Source organism: Roseateles sp. P5_E1 (assembly GCF_054049335.1).
In genome coordinates this window covers 15150-33080 of sequence record NZ_JBFUMN010000001.1, presented here as the reverse complement: position 1 = coordinate 33080, position 17931 = coordinate 15150, and the positions used below count along the sequence as shown (strand labels likewise).

At 70.2% G+C, this 17931-nt stretch carries 18 protein-coding genes; 10 read left to right on the top strand and 8 right to left on the bottom strand.

What is annotated here, in order from left to right; all coding sequences use genetic code 11:
• The first annotated feature begins 100 nt into the window (after window positions 1-100).
• Entirely contained in the window at window positions 101-1948 is a 1848-nt protein-coding gene (locus ACXJKJ_RS00190) for an ABC transporter ATP-binding protein (protein WP_457388408.1), read from the top strand.
• On the opposite strand, the gene ACXJKJ_RS00185 is transcribed toward ACXJKJ_RS00190, so the two are convergent.
• Together ACXJKJ_RS00185 and ACXJKJ_RS00180 are read right to left on the bottom strand one after the other, a co-directional pair.
• The gene (locus tag ACXJKJ_RS00185) at window positions 1931-2932 is read right to left on the bottom strand and encodes a hypothetical protein (RefSeq protein ID WP_457388407.1); all 1002 of its coding nucleotides are present in this window, start codon (window positions 2930-2932) and stop codon (window positions 1931-1933) included. The two genes, ACXJKJ_RS00190 and ACXJKJ_RS00185, sit on opposite strands and share 18 nt — an antisense overlap.
• 35 nt (window positions 2933-2967) lie before the next feature.
• Window positions 2968-3996 carry a hypothetical protein gene (locus tag ACXJKJ_RS00180; protein WP_457388405.1) on the bottom strand — a complete coding sequence of 343 codons (1029 nt, stop codon included), beginning with the start codon at window positions 3994-3996 and terminating at the stop codon, window positions 2968-2970.
• Between the two features lie 70 nt (window positions 3997-4066).
• Between ACXJKJ_RS00180 and proC the strand changes: the two genes are divergently transcribed.
• From proC to ACXJKJ_RS00150, 6 genes are all read left to right on the top strand, one after another.
• Complete coding sequence (gene proC, locus ACXJKJ_RS00175; protein ID WP_457388403.1) at window positions 4067-4882, top strand: pyrroline-5-carboxylate reductase; 816 nt, start codon at window positions 4067-4069, stop codon at window positions 4880-4882.
• The gene (locus ACXJKJ_RS00170; RefSeq protein WP_457325482.1) at window positions 4883-5425 is read left to right on the top strand and encodes a chorismate--pyruvate lyase family protein; all 543 of its coding nucleotides are present in this window, start codon (window positions 4883-4885) and stop codon (window positions 5423-5425) included. It abuts the gene before it with no gap.
• 235 nt (window positions 5426-5660) lie between these two features.
• Entirely contained in the window at window positions 5661-6209 is a 549-nt protein-coding gene (locus tag ACXJKJ_RS00165) for a hypothetical protein (RefSeq protein ID WP_457388401.1), read from the top strand.
• 321 nt (window positions 6210-6530) lie between these two features.
• Window positions 6531-7685: an HPP family protein gene (locus tag ACXJKJ_RS00160; RefSeq protein ID WP_457388399.1), complete on the top strand. Its 1155-nt coding sequence runs from the start codon at window positions 6531-6533 to the stop codon at window positions 7683-7685.
• Window positions 7675-8706 carry a Gfo/Idh/MocA family protein gene (locus ACXJKJ_RS00155; RefSeq protein WP_457321734.1) on the top strand — a complete coding sequence of 344 codons (1032 nt, stop codon included), beginning with the start codon at window positions 7675-7677 and terminating at the stop codon, window positions 8704-8706. Before ACXJKJ_RS00160 ends, ACXJKJ_RS00155 begins: the two co-directional genes overlap by 11 nt.
• Entirely contained in the window at window positions 8703-9740 is a 1038-nt protein-coding gene (locus tag ACXJKJ_RS00150) for a Gfo/Idh/MocA family protein (RefSeq protein WP_457388397.1), read from the top strand. The genes ACXJKJ_RS00155 and ACXJKJ_RS00150 overlap by 4 nt, the downstream gene beginning before the upstream one ends.
• Before the next feature lie 16 nt (window positions 9741-9756).
• On the opposite strand, the gene ubiA is transcribed toward ACXJKJ_RS00150, so the two are convergent.
• Complete coding sequence (gene ubiA / locus ACXJKJ_RS00145; protein WP_457388396.1) at window positions 9757-10671, bottom strand: 4-hydroxybenzoate octaprenyltransferase; 915 nt, start codon at window positions 10669-10671, stop codon at window positions 9757-9759.
• Window positions 10672-10744: 73 nt separating this feature from the next.
• Here ubiA and ACXJKJ_RS00140 point away from each other — a divergent pair, with 73 nt between their 5' ends.
• From ACXJKJ_RS00140 to ACXJKJ_RS00130, 3 genes are all read left to right on the top strand, one after another.
• Window positions 10745-11119 carry a nuclear transport factor 2 family protein gene (locus tag ACXJKJ_RS00140; RefSeq protein ID WP_056201024.1) on the top strand — a complete coding sequence of 125 codons (375 nt, stop codon included), beginning with the start codon at window positions 10745-10747 and terminating at the stop codon, window positions 11117-11119.
• Window positions 11120-11176: 57 nt separating this feature from the next.
• Window positions 11177-11536 (top strand): OsmC family protein, encoded by a 360-nt coding sequence (locus tag ACXJKJ_RS00135; RefSeq protein WP_457388394.1) that lies wholly within the window; start codon window positions 11177-11179, stop codon window positions 11534-11536.
• Window positions 11537-11622: 86 nt separating this feature from the next.
• Complete coding sequence (locus ACXJKJ_RS00130) at window positions 11623-12327, top strand: glutathione binding-like protein (RefSeq protein ID WP_457388392.1); 705 nt, start codon at window positions 11623-11625, stop codon at window positions 12325-12327.
• Between the two features lie 156 nt (window positions 12328-12483).
• Here ACXJKJ_RS00130 and ACXJKJ_RS00125 read toward each other — a convergent pair whose 3' ends face one another.
• From ACXJKJ_RS00125 to ACXJKJ_RS00105, 5 genes are all read right to left on the bottom strand, one after another.
• Complete coding sequence (locus tag ACXJKJ_RS00125) at window positions 12484-13821, bottom strand: aminotransferase class I/II-fold pyridoxal phosphate-dependent enzyme (protein WP_457388390.1); 1338 nt, start codon at window positions 13819-13821, stop codon at window positions 12484-12486.
• Window positions 13822-13949: 128 nt separating this feature from the next.
• Entirely contained in the window at window positions 13950-14831 is an 882-nt protein-coding gene (locus ACXJKJ_RS00120; protein WP_235532041.1) for a DUF2145 domain-containing protein, read from the bottom strand.
• Window positions 14828-15262, bottom strand: coding sequence for a hypothetical protein (locus ACXJKJ_RS00115; RefSeq protein WP_056201014.1), 435 nt, complete (start codon window positions 15260-15262; stop codon window positions 14828-14830). The genes ACXJKJ_RS00120 and ACXJKJ_RS00115 overlap by 4 nt, the downstream gene beginning before the upstream one ends.
• A 45-nt stretch (window positions 15263-15307) precedes the next feature.
• Entirely contained in the window at window positions 15308-15718 is a 411-nt protein-coding gene (gene cueR, locus ACXJKJ_RS00110) for a Cu(I)-responsive transcriptional regulator (protein WP_056201355.1), read from the bottom strand.
• 8 nt (window positions 15719-15726) lie between these two features.
• A complete protein-coding gene (locus ACXJKJ_RS00105) occupies window positions 15727-17922 on the bottom strand; it encodes a heavy metal translocating P-type ATPase (RefSeq protein ID WP_056201012.1) in 2196 nt (731 codons plus the stop codon).
• Between the last annotated feature and the right edge of the window lie 9 nt (window positions 17923-17931).

Genomic DNA, 17931 nt, shown 5'->3' with positions numbered 1-17931 from the left:
TGACGCCAAGCCCCGTGGCCGGCACTGATGACATGACTGGACAGCGTTGTCCGGCGAAACTAGCGGGATGTCCTCGCTGTTCCAACCGCTTCTTCAATCGGTGACATCGCGCTTCGAGCGCCTCGTCGACCCCTATCCGGAAACCAGCGGCGCGGCGCCGCCGGCGCGCTTCTTCGCCTTCCTGTGGCGCTGCGCGGACGGCGTGCGGCGGCATCTGCTCGCGGTCACGCTGTTCACGGCCGGCATCGCGGCGGCCGAGGCGCTGCTGTTCAGCCTGATGGCCTCGCTGGTGGACTGGCTGGCCACCGTCAAGCCCGCCGAGCTGTGGAGCAAACCCCAGCCCGTCATCGCGATGCTGCTGGCCGTGCTCGGMGTCAGCATCGTGCTGGCCAGCGTGCAGGCGCTGCTGAAGTACCAGGGCGTGTTCGGCAACTTCCCGATGCGGCTGCGCTGGATCTTCCATCGCCGCATGCTGGCCCAGAGCTTGGCCTTCTTCGGCGACGAGTTCGCCGGCCGCATCGCCACCAAGGTCATGCAGACGGCCCTGGCCGTGCGCGACACCTGGCTCATCGTCGTCGACATCCTCGTCTACGTGGCCGTCTACTTCGGCACGCTGGTGGGCATCGTCGCCAGCTTCGACGCGCGTCTGATGGCGCCCTTCGGCGTCTGGCTGGCGCTCTACATCGTCGCGCTGCGCTACTTCGTGCCGCGCCTGGGCAAGATCGCCCAGGCCCAGGCTGACGCACGCAGCCTGATGACCGGCCGCATCACCGACGCCTACACCAACATCGCCACCGTCAAGCTGTTTGCGCACGGCCGGCGCGAGGCCAGCTATGCCAAGTCGGCCATGCAGGACTTCATGACCACGGCCTACGGCCAGATGCGCCTGGTGACCGGCTTCGAGATCGTCAACACGCTGCTGTCGGCCCTGCTGGTTGGCAGCACGGCGCTGCTGGCGTTGTGGCTGTGGGGCGTGTCGGCCATCGGCGTCGGCGCGGTTGCCGCGGCCACGGCGATGGGCATGCGACTGAACGGTATCTCGCACTGGGTCATGTGGGAGATGGCCTCGCTGTTCGAGCACATCGGCACCGTGCAGGACGGGCTGGCCACGCTGTCCAAGCCGCAGCTGATCGCCGATGCGAGCGGCGCGGCCGCGCTGACCGTGCAGAACGACGGAACCGGGGGTGAGGTCCACTTCGAGAACCTGCGCTTCGCCTACCCCAATGGCAAGGTCGTCGTCGATGGCCTTGACCTGCGCATCAAGCCGGGCGAGAAGATCGGCCTGGTCGGCCGCAGCGGCGCGGGCAAGAGCACGCTCGTGAACCTGCTGCTGCGCCTGTACGACATCCCGGAAGGCGGCGGCCGCATCCTGATCGACGGCCAGGACATCCGCCACGTCACCCAGGACTCGCTGCGCCAGCACATCGGCATGGTCACGCAGGACACCTCGCTGCTGCACCGCTCGGTGGCCGACAACATCCTCTACGGCCGCCCGAGCGCGACGCAGCCCGAGCTGGAGCGCGCGGCCGAGCGTGCGCATGCCGACGAGTTCATCGCCACGCTGTCCGACCCCAAGGGCCGCACCGGCTTCGAGGCCCATGTCGGCGAGCGCGGCGTCAAGCTCAGCGGCGGCCAGCGCCAGCGCATCGCCATCGCCCGCGTCATGCTGAAGGACGCGCCCATCCTGCTGCTGGACGAAGCCACCAGCGCCCTCGACAGCGAGGTCGAAGCCGCTATCCAGCAAAGCCTCTACACGCTGATGGAGGGCAAGACGGTCGTCGCCATCGCCCACCGGCTGTCGACCATCGCCGCGCTGGATCGGCTGGTGGTGATGGATGCCGGCCGCATCGTCGAGCAGGGCTCGCACGCCGAGCTGTTGGCGCAGGGCGGCATCTACGCGCGGCTCTGGACGCACCAGAGCGGCGGGTTCCTAGGGCTCGAAGATTGACCAGCGCCCGTCACGCCGACGCAGCAACTGCTGGGTGATGGCCCCCTTGGCATCCGGCCCGATGCGCCGGCTGGCTTCGCGAATGGCGGCAATGCCCTCGGCCGAGTTCGCGTCGCAGAAAGCCAGCACATCGCGCGACGGGATGGCAACGACAGCGCCGTTGGGTGTCTTGTCGGCGAACAGGTGGTCCCACAGGCCGTCCAGCAGCACCAGGCAGGCCTCGTGGTCGCCGTCCAGCAGCAAGCCGTAATAGGGCGGATGGTCGACCAGCCGCAGGCCAGGCTGGCCTTTCACGAGCTTCATCAGGTTGGACAGGGCCTGGCGGTGCAACACCTCCAGGTTCATGCCCGCCGCGCGCATCTCGTCGCGGCCCACCGACACCCAATGCGAGCCGGCGTCGACGTGATAACCCACGGCGAAGACGCCGGCGCAAGCCCGCGTCGGCGGCATCATGCCGGGCTCGTTGGGGATGTCTGGCGGCAACTGGCCAGGGGCCACCCGCATCTCCAGCTCTTGCCCATCGGGCCCGACACCGTCGGCCACGCCGCGCAGCACCGGCAGGGCCTGCTGGACGGGCGCGCGCTGGGCTGCCGGCGCGGCCGGGGTGGCCGCCGCCTCAGGGCCACGCCGGCGCTCGCGMAATTCGGCCTGGCGGATGGCGGTGGCCAGCTCGGCCCGCCGCGTCTTGGAGGCCTGCCACACATACAGCGGCGCCAGCAGGCTCAGGAAGGGCATGGCGCAACTCAGGAACAGCGGGTATTTGACGAGCGGCGAGGTGCCCAGCACTGGCGCCGCGCGGCTGATGATCCAGGGGCCGAGGAGCCAGGTTCCCATCCAGCCGACCACGGCCAGGGCCGTCGTCTGTCCGAGCAGGCCGATGACGGCCGCCAGGGTCAGGCCGAACAGCCCCCAGACCGGTCGCTCCAGCGAGCGCAGCAGTTCATCCTGCAGCAGCAGCCCATCCAGTTCGTCGCTCGCGCCCATGCCCCCTCCGTCGGTGGCCGCGGAGTTTAATGAGCTCAGCGCGACGTCAGCGGCCCACCGGCCGACAGCGGTGCACCGCCGCGCAACTGCGCATCCAGGAAGGCGTGGCTGAGCCGGAAGCCGTCGCCGATGTCCGACTGGGCCGCCTCGGTCGCGCTGCCGCTGCGTGGGCCGCGCGAGCCACCGCCCTGGGGCCCGTGCATGCCGCCGCCCTCGCCGCCAGCACCGCCGCGCCCGCGGCCGCCCCCCATGCCGCCGCCGAGCGGAGCCTGGCCATGGCGCTGGTCCTGCACATGAAATCCTTCGGGCGCCATCGTGCCGGCCAGGGCGGCATGCGAGACGGCGCCGAGGTTCAGCAACCAGCCGCTGCCCGGCGCAAAGCTGTCGAAGGCCTGCCTGCGCTCGGCGGGGCGGCGCAGCAGGCCGAGCGGGTCCTGGTCGATCTCGCTGGTGATCAGCAAGGTGGCCACGCCACCGGCCGGGGCCTGCATGGCCGGCGGGCTGATCGCAATGACGGCCTGCCAGCCGGTGTCGTCGCGTGCGTCGAGTGCGGTCTGTGCGCCGGTCTCGTATCCGGCAAGGCTGGCATGGCCCCAGTCCAGTGCCGGCTGGGCCGCGCGAAGGGCCGGCAGCAGGCGGCGCAGCGCGTCGAGCCGGTCGGCGCGCAGGGCCTCGCCATAGTGCAGCAGGCCGAGTTCGCGGAACTCGCCGGTGCGGGCCAGCTCGGAACGCCATGCGGCTGCATCGGCCTCCAGCGGCTGCACGCCCAGCACCGTGTAGCCGGCCTGGGCCCAGGCCGCCGCCCAGCGCTGGCCGGCGTCGCTGCCCTGCCCCAGGCCGGGCAGATAGACGATGACGGGCTGGGCCGCCGCAGCGCTCGCGCTGCGCGTGATGTGCACGCGCCGGCCCTGCAGTTCGAAGCTGCCCAGCGACAAATTCAATTCGCGCGTCGCCGTCTCGGCCCAGGGCTTGGGCGGCGGTGGCCCGCCGGCGCAGCCGGCGAGACCGGCGAATGCGAGGGCGCACAGGAGCAGCAAGCGGCGGGCGGGGCGTGGGAGGCTCATGAGCCGCAACGATAGCCTTGTCACGTCGCTGCTTTGTTTCTCGTCGCGCTGGTCCCCTAGACTTCCGCCCATGAGAGCAGAAAAGATCGCCTTCATCGGTGGCGGCAACATGGCCAGCGCCATCATCGGCGGCCTGCTGCGCGCCGGCATGAGCCCCGCCCAGTTCATCATCGTCGAGCCCTATGCGCCGCAGCGCGAGAAGCTCGTCGGCGAGTTCGGCGTCGCGGCGCTGGCCGCGGGCGATGCTGGCCTGGCTGACGCGCAGACCATCGTCTGGGCCGTCAAACCCCAGCTCTTCGGTGCCGCCGCCGAGCCGGTCAAGGACTGGCTCGGCGGGGCCCTGCACCTGTCGGTCATGGCCGGCATCCGCTCGGAGTCCATCGTCACGGCCACCGGCAGCGAGCGCGTCGTGCGTTCCATGCCCAACACGCCGGCGCTGATCGGCCAGGGCATCGCCGGCCTGTATGCGCGGCCGGCCGTGTCCGCCGACGAGCGCGCCACCGTCGAGCGCCTGCTCAAACCGACCGGCCAGACGCTGTGGGTCGAACGCGAGGACGATCTCGACGCCGTGACGGCCCTGTCGGGCTCGGGCCCGGCCTATTTCTTCTTCTTCGTCGAGGCCATGATGGCCGCGGCCGTCGACATGGGTCTCACCGCAGAGCAGGGCCGCCGCCTGGCGCTCGCCACCTGTGCCGGCGCGGCCGGGCTGGGCCTGGCGTCCGACGAGTCGCCGACCACGCTGCGGGAGCGTGTGACGAGCAAGGGCGGTACGACGCATGCGGCCATCACGTCGATGCAGGCGGATGCGGTCGACGCTGCCATCCGGCGTGCCGTGCTTGCCGCACAAAGGCGTGCCGCGGAACTCGGCAAAGAATTCGGCGTCTGAGTGGGTATTGCGACCAGAGACAGCCTGCGCGACTGGCTGCGGGCGCCGGGCTCGTTGAGCCGCCGCCTGGCCCGCCTGGGCGAGCGCTTCGAGGTGCAGGTGCTGCGCCAGGGCGTGGCGCCGTTCCGGGCGCTGGAGCGCGCGGCCCTGGGCCTGCCGCCGCGTGGCCTGACCGTCGTGCGCGAGGTCATCCTGCGCGTCGATGGCCAGCCCCTGGTGTGGGCGCGCTCTGCCGTGCACCAGCGCGCCACCACGGGCCCCTGGCGGGCGCTCAAGGGCCTGGGCACCAGGCCGCTGGCGCATCTGCTCTACGACGACTACCGCATCCACCGCAGCGAGCTGCAACCGCGCCGCCTCTCCCGCCACGGCCACACGCGCCGCCATGCCGAGCGGCAATGGCTGACGGCCACCGGCCAGCCGCCGTCGGCGCAGATGTTGTGGTCACGCAATTCGGTGTTCAGCCGCAGCGGCGCCCAATTGCGGGTGATGGAGCTGTTCGACCCGGGTTTGGCTGGCCAACGGCCCGGGCAGCGCGGCCGCTGACGTCCCCCGGAACAGCAAGCAGGCCAGCTTGCCACCTGCCCTCGGCGCCGACACCAGCCGCCGGACTGCGCGCTTAGCTGTCGCTGAGCTGACGGGATTGCAATGAAACTGTTTTCATGAAGTCATAAATTCGCACCGAGCCCATAAACCCCCATAAACTCAGTCCGTATCAGAGGGGCGTTAGTAGACCCGCCGCGCAATGACGCACAGGTGGGCTGAAAGACCGGGGGCAGTGATGAACACGCGTGACGTAGTGATCTTCAGCGGCGAGCATTTTGTCGTGCCGCAATGCATTCAAAGAATCGACCATTTGTCGACCCATGGCTGGCAGCTGCGTTATGGCGGCACCAAGCTGTTCTCCGACCACAGCCAGGACGGCAGCGGCGCGCGCCGTGCGCTGGCCATGGCCACCAAGGAGCTGCTCAAACGTATCGCGACGCTGCCAGCGCCATCGCGCCTGCGCCGCACGCCCAGCCGCAAGAAGCAGAGCGATCTGCCTTCGGGCATCTCCGGCCCGATCGTGCGCCAGCGTGCCGGCAGCCGTGTCCGTGATTGCAGCTTCGCGGTAACCCTGCCTCGCTTCGGCGAGACGCCGCTGGCGCGCAGCGTCTACATCGGCACCGAGAACACCTACACGATCGAGCGCTACCAGGAAGCCCTGGAGCGCGCCGTGGCCCTGCGCGAGAAGGCCGAGACCGCCTACCAGCGGGCCGCGACCAAGGAGCGCCGCGCCCAGGCCCTGACGCTGAAGGCGCAGATGAGCGGCCTGCTCAGCAAAGCCTGACGCGAGTCATGTCGGCCCCCCTGGCGGGTCGAGCGCCGGGCCGCCCCTAGCCGGCCCGCGTTGGCGATGTGCTTGCGGCTCGATGCCGCAAGCATCGCCGTCCCCCCGGGGGCTGAGGCCGGACACATCACGCCCAGTGGGCGTGATGCGCCTGCCGAAGGGCCGCGGCACTGCCGCGGCGCGGTCTGCAAGACCGGTCGGGCGCGCCCGCGTGCAGCGAGGCGAGACCGGGCGAGGGGCTCCATGAAACCTGTTTGAACCGGCGCGGGCGCCGGCGGCGGACACAATCGGCGGCGCAGCTACTCAGCCCTGCCGCCGCCGATGTCCACCGCCGTCTCCCTGTCCGACCGTGTCCTCGCTTTGTTGAATGCGCTGCGGCCTGCGCCGCAGGCCGTCAACGCGCGAGAGCGCCTGCGCGTCGTGCTCGGCGCCGGCCTTGGCCTGTTGCTGGCTGGCCTGCTGAGCCGCGCCGCGATGGGCTCTGGCCTGCCCTGGCTGGTCGCGCCGCTGGGCGCCAGCGCCGTGCTCGTCTTCGGGGTACCGGCCAGCCCGCTGGCCCAGCCCTGGGCCGTCGTCGGCGGCAACACGGTGTCGGCCCTGGTCGGCATTGCCTGCATGGCGTGGCTGCCGCTGCCGGCGGCGGGCATCGCCGCGGTTGCGGTGGCCCTGGCCATCGGCTCGATGTTCCTGCTGCGCTGCCTGCATCCGCCCGGCGGCGCGGCCAGCCTGTTGATGGTGCTGACCGCCACGCACGACTGGCATTTCGCCTTCGTGCCGGTAGCACTGAACTCCCTGCTGCTGGTGCTGGCCGGCATGGCCTACAACAGTCTCACCGGCCGCCGCTATCCCCATGCCCAGCATGTGCAGCCGGCCGCCCCGGCCCCGGCGGGCGCGAGCGTCGCACCGCCGCGCTTCGGCGACGCCGAACTCAATGCCGTGCTGGCCCGCTACAACCAGGTGCTGGACGTGCCGCGCGACGACCTCGCCAACCTGCTGCACGAGGCCGAGCTGCTGAGCTATCGCAACCGCCTGGGTGGCCTGCGCTGCGCCGACATCATGTCCACGCCCGTCTTCACGGTCGAGTTCGGCACGCCGCTGGCCGAGGCCTGGGCGCTGCTGCAGCAGCACAGCATCAAGGCGCTGCCAGTCGTCGACCGGGTGCAGCGTATCGTCGGCATCGTCACGCGCGCCGACTTCATGCGTGCGGCTGAAGGCCAGCAGCGCGAGGGCCTGGCCGGCCGGTTGCAGACGCTGCTGAAGCCGTCTCCGGCGACGCATTCGGCCAAGCCCGAGGTCGTCGGCCAGATCATGAGCCGCCAGGTTCGCGTGGCCAGCGCCGAGCGGCCCATCGCGGAACTGGTGCCGCTGTTCTCGGCCACTGGCCACCACCATATTCCCATCGTCGGCGAGCAAGCCAGGCTCGTCGGCATCCTCACGCAATCCGACCTCGTGAAAGCGCTCAGCCATGGCCCATGACAACGACATCTTCCGCTGGGGCGTCATCGGCCCCGGCGGCATTGCCAACCGCTTTGCCGGCGCCTTGGCCGCAGTGCCCGGTGCCCGCCTTGCCACCGTGTTCGCACGCGACGCCGTCAAGGGCGAAGCCTATGCCCGGCAATGGCAACGCGAAGGCGAAGCGCCGGCGCATGTGACGACAGCGCTGCCAGACCTGCTGTCAGACGCCGCCATCGACGCCGTCTACATCGCCACGCCTCACTCCAACCACGGCGAATACGTCCGCGCTGCGCTGGAGGCCGGCAAGGCCGTGCTGTGCGAGAAGCCGCTGGTGACGACGCGCGCCGAAGGCCAGACCCTCATCGACCTGGCGCGCGCCAAGGGCGTCTTCCTGATGGAGGCGCTGTGGACCCGCTTCCTGCCCGCCTACGACCTCGCCGGCCGCATGCTGCGCGACGGTGCCATTGGCGAGCTTCGCGCGATGCAGTCGAGCTTTTGCTTCGCCTCCGTCTACGACCCGCTGCACCGCCAGTGGAACCCGGCCCTGGCCGGCGGCTCGCTGTGGGACATCGGCATCTACAACCTGGCCGTGACGCGCTGGGTGCTGCAGCAGATGAACGGCGGCATCTGCCCCGAGCCCGAGTCCATCGACGTGCAGGCCAAGATCGCGCCGACCGGGGTGGACGCGGCCGTCAACGTGACGCTGCACTTTCCCGGCGGCGTCACCTCGCAGTTCCGCTGCGGCTTCGACGCCGCCTCGGTCAACGCCTTCGAGGCCCTGGGGTCGAAAGCCGGCCTGCGCTTCCCGGTCGATTTCTGGCAGGCCGAGGCGGTCGAGCTCGTCACGCGCAAGGCGCCGGCTGAGCGTGTCGCGACGCCGTTCGTCATCAACGGCTTCGAGGGCGAGATCGCCGAGGCGCAAGCCTGCATCCGTCAGGGCCTGGTCGAGAGCCCGCGCATGCCGCATGCGGAGACCCTGGGCTTGCTGGGCTGGATGGATGCCATCCGCGCCCGCTTCCCTGGCGGCGTCAACAAGGCTTGAAGCCCTCAGCGGTGGCCGGCGACAACGACATCTTCCGCTGGGCCGTGATCGGCCCCGGCGGCATCGCCAACCACTTTGCCGCTGCCTTGGCCGCCGTACCCGGCGCTCGCCTCGCCGCCGTGTTCGCGCGCGACGCGGCCAAGGGCCAGGCCTATGCCGCGCAATGGCGGCGCGAAGGCGAGGCGCCGGCGCGCGTGACAACGGCGCTGCCCGAGCTGCTGGCCGACGCGTCCATCGACGCCGTCTACATCGCCACACCCCATTCCCACCATGGCGAATGCATCCGTGCGGCGCTGGAAGCCGGCAAGGCCGTGCTGTGCGAGAAGCCGCTGGTGACGACGCGCGCCGAGGGCCAGGCCCTGGTGGAGCTCGCGCGCAGGCAGGGCGTCTTCCTGATGGAGGCGCTGCGTACGCGTTTCCTGCCGGCCTATGACGTTGCCGGCCGCTGGCTGCGCGAGGGTGCCATCGGCGAGCTGCGCGCCATGCAATCGAGCTTCTGCTTCGCGGCCGACTACGACCCCCAGCACCGGCTGTGGAACCCGGCACTGGCCGGCGGCGCGCTGTGGGACATCGGCATCTACAACCTCGCCGTGACGCGTTGGGTGCTGCAGCAGATGAATGGCGGTATCTGCCCCGAGCCTGTCGCCATGGACGTGCAGGCCAAGATGGCGCCCACCGGCGTGGACGCGGCCGTCAACGTGACCCTGCACTTCCCCGGCGGTGTCACGTCGCAGTTCCGATGTGGCTTTGACGCCGCCTCGGCGAATGCCTTCGAGGTGCTGGGCAGCCGGGCGGCGCTGCGCTTTCCGCAGGGTTTCTCGAGTGCCGAAGTCGTCGAACTCGATGCGCACCAGTCGCCGGCCAGGCGCGTCGAAGCCCCCTTCGTGCTCAACGGCTTCGAGGGTGAGATTGCCGAGGCCCAGGCTTGCATTCGCCAGGGTCTGATCGAGAGCCCGCGCATGCCGCATGCCGAGACGCTGGCCCTGCTGGGCTGGATGGACGCGATCCGAGCCCGCTTCCCGCAGGCGGCCTGAGGCCTCACCTCCAAGGTCAACGCAGGGCCAGGTCCACCGCAGTGCCGGCAAAGACCGCGAAGCCCAGCCAGTGGTTGGACCGGAAGGCCGTGAAGCAGCCCGCGCGGCTGCGCCGGTGGATCAGCTTGTAGTGCCACAGCGCCTGGGCTGCGGCCACTGCGATGCCCAGCAGGAACCAGCGCCCGAGGCCCAGGCGCAGGCCCAGGCCCGCCCACATGGCCAGGTAGGCGGCGTAGAAGATCATGATGCCGGGCACGTCCCAACGGCCCAGCGCGATGGCCGATGAGCGCAGGCCGATCTTCAGGTCGTCATCACGGTCCACCATCGCGTATTCGGTGTCATAGGCCAGCACCCAGAACAGGTTGGCCACGAGCAGGGCCCAGGCCGACAGCGGCACCGCGCGCAGGTTCCATTCCATGCCGCCCAGGGCTGCGGCAAAGGCCATCGGGATGCCGAAGGAGAAGGCCACGCCCAGCACCGCCTGCGGCATGGCCAGCACACGCTTGGCGAACGGGTAGGCGATGGCCACGGCCAGGGCCGCGAAGCTCAGCAGGATGGTGGGCGGGTTGGTCGTCAGCACCAGGCCGAAGGACACCAGGGACAGCACCGCGCCGAGGATCAAGGCCTCCTTCACCGACACCGCACCCGTCGTCACCGGCCGCGCGGCGGTGCGCTGCACATGACGGTCGAAATCGCGGTCGGCCACGTCGTTGACGCAGCAGCCCGCCGAGCGCATCAACACCGTGCCGAGGGTGAAGACGGTCAGCAGATGCCAGCCCGGCCAGCCATCCGCCGCGATCCACAGCGCCGACAGCGTCGGCCACAGCAGCAGCAGCCAGCCGGCGGGGCGGTCCCAGCGGATCAGCTGCAGGTAGAGCGCGAGCCGCGACGGCTGCGAGGGACCTGGGGCGGCGGGGGCGGTGGTCGACATGGGGGCATTTTCACGCCGCGCGGGGGCGCTGGTTTGCTGCATAGTCGTCGGATTGCATTGGGAGGTTTCTGCGATGAGCCTTGCCACCCGCGACCTCGTGCTGCTGCACTGGCAGCTCGCCAATGCCCAGGACTGGGCGGGCCTGGGCCGTTTGTTGCATCCCGAAATGACCTACGAGGCGCCGCAGAGCCGCGAGCGCATCCGCAGCCCGCCGGGCTATGTGGACTTCTTCGCGACCTGGCCCCAGCCCTGGCGGGTCGAGGTGCTGCGTTGCATTGCCGACCACGGCAGCGCGATGACGCAGATCAGCTTCATCAGCAGCGCGCCGCCGATGATGGGCCTGACCCTCTTCGACCTGAAGGACGGCCTCATCCTGCGCGTGACCGACTATTGGCCCGACCCCTATGAACCGGGGCCGCGGGCGTCCAAGCATGTGGAACGGTACTAGGGCACTATGCAAATCTCGGCTCGGCTCAGGAATACGACAACGTCGCATGCGGTCCAGGTGAACACGGCGGGTCAGGCCAAGTCCCTGGCCACAGAGGGTCGTGCGGGCGGTGGCTCAGCCGTCAACGGTGGTGAGTTCCTGATGCTGGCTCTCGCCAGCTGCTATTGCAACGACCTCTACCGCGAAGCCGTGCGGCTGCAGATCGAGCTGACCGAGGTGGAGGTCGAAGCGAGCGCCGAGTTCGACGGCATTGGCCTCGCCGCGCGCGACATCCAGTACCGCGCCCGCCTCGTCTCGCCGGCTTCGCCCGAGCAGATCGAGCAGCTGCTGGCCGAGACGGATGCCGTGGCCGAGGTGCACAACACGCTGCGAGCCAGTTCCATGGTCCGCCGCCTGCCCTGGCCCGACGAAACCTGAAAGCTGCACCAAGTGCGATGCCCCGTCTGACGCAGGGCCATGCCTGGCGCCTCTAAAGTCGCTGCGAACTCATTTCACCACTCGCCATGACCGACCTCAGCCGCTTCCCCATCACGAAGAAATGGCCCGCCGCGCACCCCGAGCGCCTGCAGCTCTATTCGCTGCCCACGCCCAACGGCGTCAAGGTGGCCATCGCGCTGGAGGAGATCGGCCTGGCCTATGAGCCGCATCTGGTCAAGTTCGACACCAACGACCAGCTCAGCCCCGAGTTCATGTCGCTGAACCCGAACAACAAGATCCCCGCCATCATCGATCCCAACGGCCCCGGCGGTGCGCCGCTGCCGCTGTTCGAGAGCGGCGCCATCCTGATCTACCTGGCCGACAAGACCGGCCAGCTGCTGCCCAAGGATGCGGCCAAGCGCTACGAAGCCATCCAGTGGCTGATGTTCCAGATGGGCGGCATCGGGCCGATGTTTGGCCAGGTCGGCTTCTTCCACAAGTTCGCCGGCAAGGACTACGAGGACAAGCGCCCGCGCGACCGCTACATCGCCGAGGCCAAGCGCCTGCTCAACGTGCTGGACGTGCACCTGAAAGGCCGTGACTGGCTGGTCGGCGACGAATACACGATCGCCGACATCGCCACCTGGCCCTGGGTCAACAACCTGGTTGGCTTCTACGGCGCTGGCGATCTGGTGGGCTTCGACGACTTCAACGAAGTCAAGCGCGTGCTCCAGGCCTTCCTGGCTCGTCCCGCAGTGCAGCGCGGCCTCAAGATCCCGGCACGGGACTAGTCTTCCGCATTTCGCATTCGGGCCGAGCGCTGGGCCGCTCCCGAGCCGGCCCGCCATGGCGATGTGCTTGCCGGTCAACCCGGCAAGCATCGCCGTCCCCTCGGGGGACCGGTCAGACTTGCTGGCGTGCAGCTCAGCAAGGCTGGACGAGGGGCTTCAGTTCGCGTGGCCGGTCAGGTCACGGGCGCGCTGCAGCGAGTCGGCGACGATGCGGGCCGCCGTTTGGGCCAGGGCGGGCGTGTGGTCGGCCATGACCTGCATGCGCAGCCGGGCGCTGTTCAGCGACACGGCCGGGTACTCGACAAGGTTGGCCAGCAGCCCGGCTTGGCTCATCTCGCGGCTGGCCACGCGGGCCAGCGCGTCATGCCCCAGCATGACCGGCACGATCGGCGAGGGATGGCCCAGCACGGTGATGCCCTGCTCGGTCAGCGCGCCGCGCAGGCCCAGGATGGCGCGCATCAGCCGGTCACGCCGCTCCACCCCCTCGCCGGAGCGCACGATGGCCAGGCAGGCGCGAATGATGGCCACCTGCACCGGTGACAGCGCGTTGGAGAAGGTGTTGGGTGCGGCATAGAAGCGCAGGTACTCCTTGATCGCGCGGTCATGCGTGGCCACAAAGCCGCCGTTGGATGCGAAGGTCTTGGAGAACGACCCCATCACCAGGTCCACCTGGCCCAGCACGCCCTGCAGCTCGAGCTGCCCGCCGCCGCCGGGGCCCATGCAGCCCAGGTCGTGCGCCACGTCCACCATCAGCAGTGCGCCATGCTCATGCGCCAGCGACTGCAGCCGGCGGATGTCGGGCGAGTCGGCGTCCATCGAGAAGCAGCCCTCGGTGACGACGAGGATGCCGTTGTGCGGGTCGCGCTGGCGCACACGCTTGAGCAGGCGCTCGACATGGTCGACGTCCAGATGGCGGTGCAGATGGACGTTGGGCGTCGCCGCCCGCGCGCCCTCGTGCAGGCAGTTGTGGGCGAGCTGGTCGATGATGATGTGGTCGGCCTCGCGCACCAGGCCCTTGATGGCCCCGAAGCCCGCGGCCCAGCCCGTCGGGAACAGCAGCACCTCGGGCATGCGCAGCAGCTCGCCGAGTTCCGCTTCCAGGAGGGTCGCCTCCTCGACATTGCCGGCCAGTGCGGTGGAGCCCGCGCTGTGCACGCCGTAGCGCTCCATGGCCGCCTGCGCCGCGGCGCAGATCTTGGGGTGGCGGGCCAGCGACAAATACTCCTGCGACGAGAAGTTCAGCCCCGCATGGCGCTGACCATCCAGCAGCGTGAGTTCGGCCGTCGCGCCAGGCCGGCCGCCCAGGCGCTTGGCATAGGGAAAGACGCCGTGCGCCACGCGGTTCTCAGCCCAGGCGTGGAAGGCCTGGGCCTTGGCGGCCAGGTCGGCGCCGGGTTGCGTCAGGTAGTCGAAGGACGAGCCGCGCAGCTCGGCCCCGTCGGTGAAGTCCTCCCTCGCCGTGGTCTCCACGGCCCGTTCCATCAGTTCGTCCATTGCGGCCCCCAAAAGAAACTCGTTGTTGTGGGGGCGGACTGTGCGCAGCGCAGGTGCGCTACGCATCCTCATTTTTGGTGGGTCTGGTCAGCTCCCCCCGCAAAGGGGTGTCGGTTCTGCTGGCGGATTCATTTCAAGGCCATGACGCGGTCGCCCGCCTGCGGCACACAGTCCGCCGCCAGCGCGGCGCCGCCCTCGCGTTGCACGACGCCCTGCAGCCCATGGCAGAACTCGATGCGCCGTGCCGCCGGCCAGCGCCGCAGCGCAAAGGCTTCGAGGCTGTCGGGCAGGCTGGTCTGCACGGCGCTGGCGCGCAGCTGCTCGCGGGGCTGGTCGTCGAAATGCAGCCAGGGCATGAAGTGGCCGGCCATCAGCAGCCAGCCGGAAACCCGTACCGGCTCTGGCGCATAGCCCTCGCGTTGCAGCCAGGCCTGGGCGTCCGCTCGCGCATGGGTGCCACCCACGGCGGCGGCGAGCAGCTCGGCCACCCACTGGTTGCAGTTCTGGTATTGCGTGCTGAAGGGATAGGCATTGGCGCTGTAGTTGGCGTTCAGCAGGCCCAGCGCTACGGGCTTGTCCAGTGCCGTGGCGGCCAGCGGCGCGGCGGCCTCGGCCGGCAGCAGCAGCAAGCTCACATAGCCCACGTCGGCATCGTCGCTGCCCGAGATGAAGCCGGCCAGGCCTTGATCGAAGAGCCGGGGCGCGCCTTCGGCACAGGCGTAGTAGAGCTGGCGCACGGCCCAGGGCGTATCCAGACCGTCGGCCAGCGCGATGCCGGCATGGGAGTAGCGCAGGCCGAAGCGCGACAGATCGGTGCCCGAGCGCGAGATCAGCGCGGCCGGGCTGCCCGACTCGGCCAGCGCCTGGCGGACGACGGCCGCGAAGCGCAGCAGCCTGTCCTGCTGCGCGGCCGTGATGTCGTGCTTGGAATCGCAGCCGCGGGGCGGTAGGCCAGCCTCGGCGGTGGCCGCCGTCAGCAGCAGCGCGGCCGTGACGGCGGTTCGGATCAAGGCTTGACGACGCGAGTCGCCAGCTCGCGTTGCCAGGCGTCTTCCAGCACGAGGAAGAAGGCGGTGCCGGTGTCGGCATGCGCGAAGGCGACGCCGTAGGCCTGGGGCGTGGCCTGCACCTCGTCGCCGACGTTGACGGCCCGCGCCGCCAGCGCCTGCTGGGGCAGCGTCAGCTCGACGGGCGCGGCGCCGTCGCGCTCCAGCTTCAGGCGCAGCTTGCCAGCGGTGTCCGCCCGGGCCACCTCGGTGACGCGGTAGCGGCCTTCGGCGCGGCGTTCCTCGCCGCTGCTGCTGTTGGACGATCCCTTGAAGGAGTCCGACACGCTGCCCGACGCGGACGAGCCGGCATCGGCGGCCGAAGAGGCGGTGGTGGACGAGGCGTGGGCAGCCTGTGCGGCCAGGGCCAGGGCGGCGAGAAGGATGAGGCGCATCGTGGGCTCGCGTTGGTGGAAATGGCCAACGATAGCGCGGATGCGTCAGCGCTTTGTTAACGCCTCGGAGCCGGCCTCCAGCGTGTCGAGGATGGGGCAGTCGGGCCGCTCGTCGCCGTGGCAGCTTTGCACGAGCTGCTGCAGTGTCTCCTTCACGGCCTGCAGCTCGGCAAGCTTGATGTCCACCTCGGCCAGGTGTTCCTGCGCCAGCGCGCGAACTTCACGGCTGGGCCGATCCCGGTCCTGCCAAAGGCCGAGCAGGGCGCGGATCTGCGCCAGCGAGAAGCCGAGGTCGCGCGAGTGGCGGATGAAGCGCAGCAGATGAACTTCACGCTCGCCATAGATTCGGTAACCCGACTCGCTGCGCGTCGGTGCTGCGAACAGGCCGATGCTCTCGTAGTGCCGGATCATCTTGGCCGACACGCCCGAGGCCTGGGCGGCAGCACCAATGTTCATGCCGATGTTCATCGCCGCTCCTGCATCGCCGTGCCGCGCCAGCGCTTGAGCGTCAGGGCATTGGCGACGACGCTGACGCTGCTGAAGGCCATGGCCGCGCCGGCGATGACGGGGCTGAGCAACCCAAAGGCCGCGAGCGGGATGCCGACGACGTTGTAGGCAAAGGCCCAGAACAGGCCCTGGCGGATCTTGGCGTAGGTGCGGCGCGACACATCCAGTGCGTCGGCGACGAGGCGCGGGTCGCCGCGCATCAGCGTGACACCGGCCGCTTCGGTGGCCACGTCGGCGCCGCCGGCCATCGCAAAGCCTACCGACGCCGCAGCCAGCGCCGGCGCGTCGTTGATGCCGTCACCGACAAAGGCGACGACTGCGCCGCCCTCGCGCAGCTGCTGCACGACCGCAGCCTTGTCGGCGGGCAGCACTTCGGCGTGGACCTCGGTGACGCCGAGGGCCTGCGCGACGCCGGCCGCCGCGCCGTGGCTGTCACCGGTCAGCATGACGGTGCGGATGCCGCGGGCCTGCAACTGGGCGACGGCCTCGGCTGCCGTGTCCTTGACGCGGTCGCCAAAGGCCAGTAGGCCGAGCAGGCGCTGCTCGGTGCCGCCTTCGACCAGCCAGGAGACTGTCTGGCCCTCGGCCTCCAGCCGCCGCGCCTCGCCGGCCAGCGCGCCGCCGTCGACACCCAGTTCCTGCGCCAGCCGCGCGCTGCCAAGGGCGAACCTGCGACCCTGGACGACGCCCTCGACACCACGGCCCGGCAGCGCAATCGCGCCTTCGACCGGCAGCGCCACCAGGCCCTGGGCCGCGGCGAGCACGGCCAGGGCCAGCGGGTGGCTGCTGGTGCGCTGCAGCGCGGCGGCGAGTTGCAGCAGTTCCTCGCGGTGTATGCCTTCGGCAGGCAGGGCGGCGGTCAGCGTCGGCTGGCCCACCGTCAGCGTGCCCGTCTTGTCGAAGGCGACGATGGTGACGGCGTGCGCCAGCTCCAGCGCTTCGGCGTCCTTGATCAGGATGCCCTGGCGCGCCGCGACGCCGGTACCGGCCATCAGCGTCGTCGGCGTGGCCAGGCCCAGCGCGCAGGGGCAGGCGATGACGAGGACGGCCACCGCGTTGACCAGGGCCTGCTCGGCGTTGCCCGAGTGCATGAGCCAGCCCGCAAAGGTCAGCGCCGCGAGGGCCAGCACGACCGGCACGAAGACGGCGCTGACGCGGTCGACGACGCGCTGGATGGGCGCCTTGGCGGCCTGGGCCGACTCGACCATGCGGATGATGCGCGCCAGCGTCGTCTCGGCGCCGATGGCGGTGGTGCGCACGGTCAGCGCGCCTTCGGCATTGATGGCCCCGCCGGTCACGCGCTCGCCCGGCGACTTGGCCACCGGCAGGCTCTCGCCGGTGATCAGCGATTCGTCCACGTGGCTGTGGCCCGTGGCGATCTCGCCGTCCACCGGGATGCGGTCGCCGGGGCGCACGGCAACGAGGTCGCCGACGCGGACCTCGGCCACCGGCACCTCCGTTTCGGTATCGCCGCGCAGCACGCGCGCGGTCGCGGGCCGCAGCGCATTCAGTGCGCGGATGGCGTCCGTCGTCTGGCGCTTGGCGCGTTGCTCGAGGAACTTGCCGAGCAGCACCAGCGTGATGACTGCGGCCGAGGCTTCGAAGTAGAGATGCGCATGGCCGGGATGGCGCAGCAGCAGATAGACCGACAGGCCGTAGGCCGCCGAAGTGCCGAGGGCCACCAGCAGGTCCATATTGCCGCTGCCGGCCCGCAGCGCGCCCCAGCCCGCGCGGTAGAAGCGCGCGCCGAGCACGAACTGCACCGGCGTGGCCAGCAGCAGTTGCAGCCAGCCGGGCAGCACCACGCCCAGCAGCATGGGCAGCATCAGCGGCAGGCTCAGCAAGGCGCCCAACGCGACCGGCCACCAGGCGGGCAGGCCGCCATGGGCTTCGGGCGCGGGCGGCGCGCAGGCCTCGACGAGGGTGGCCGGGTAGCCTGCCTTGCCCAGGGCCGCCATCAGCGCAGCGACGGACACATTGGGCAGGGCCTGGATGCTGGCCTTTTCGGTCGCCAGGTTGACGCTGGCCCGCAGCACGCCAGGCACGGCCTGCAGGGCCTTTTCGACGCGGCGCACGCAGGACGCGCAGCTCATGCCGCTGACCTGCAGCGTCACGTCGTTCAGTGCGGTGGCGGGGGCGGTGGTGCTGTTCATGCCGGTATC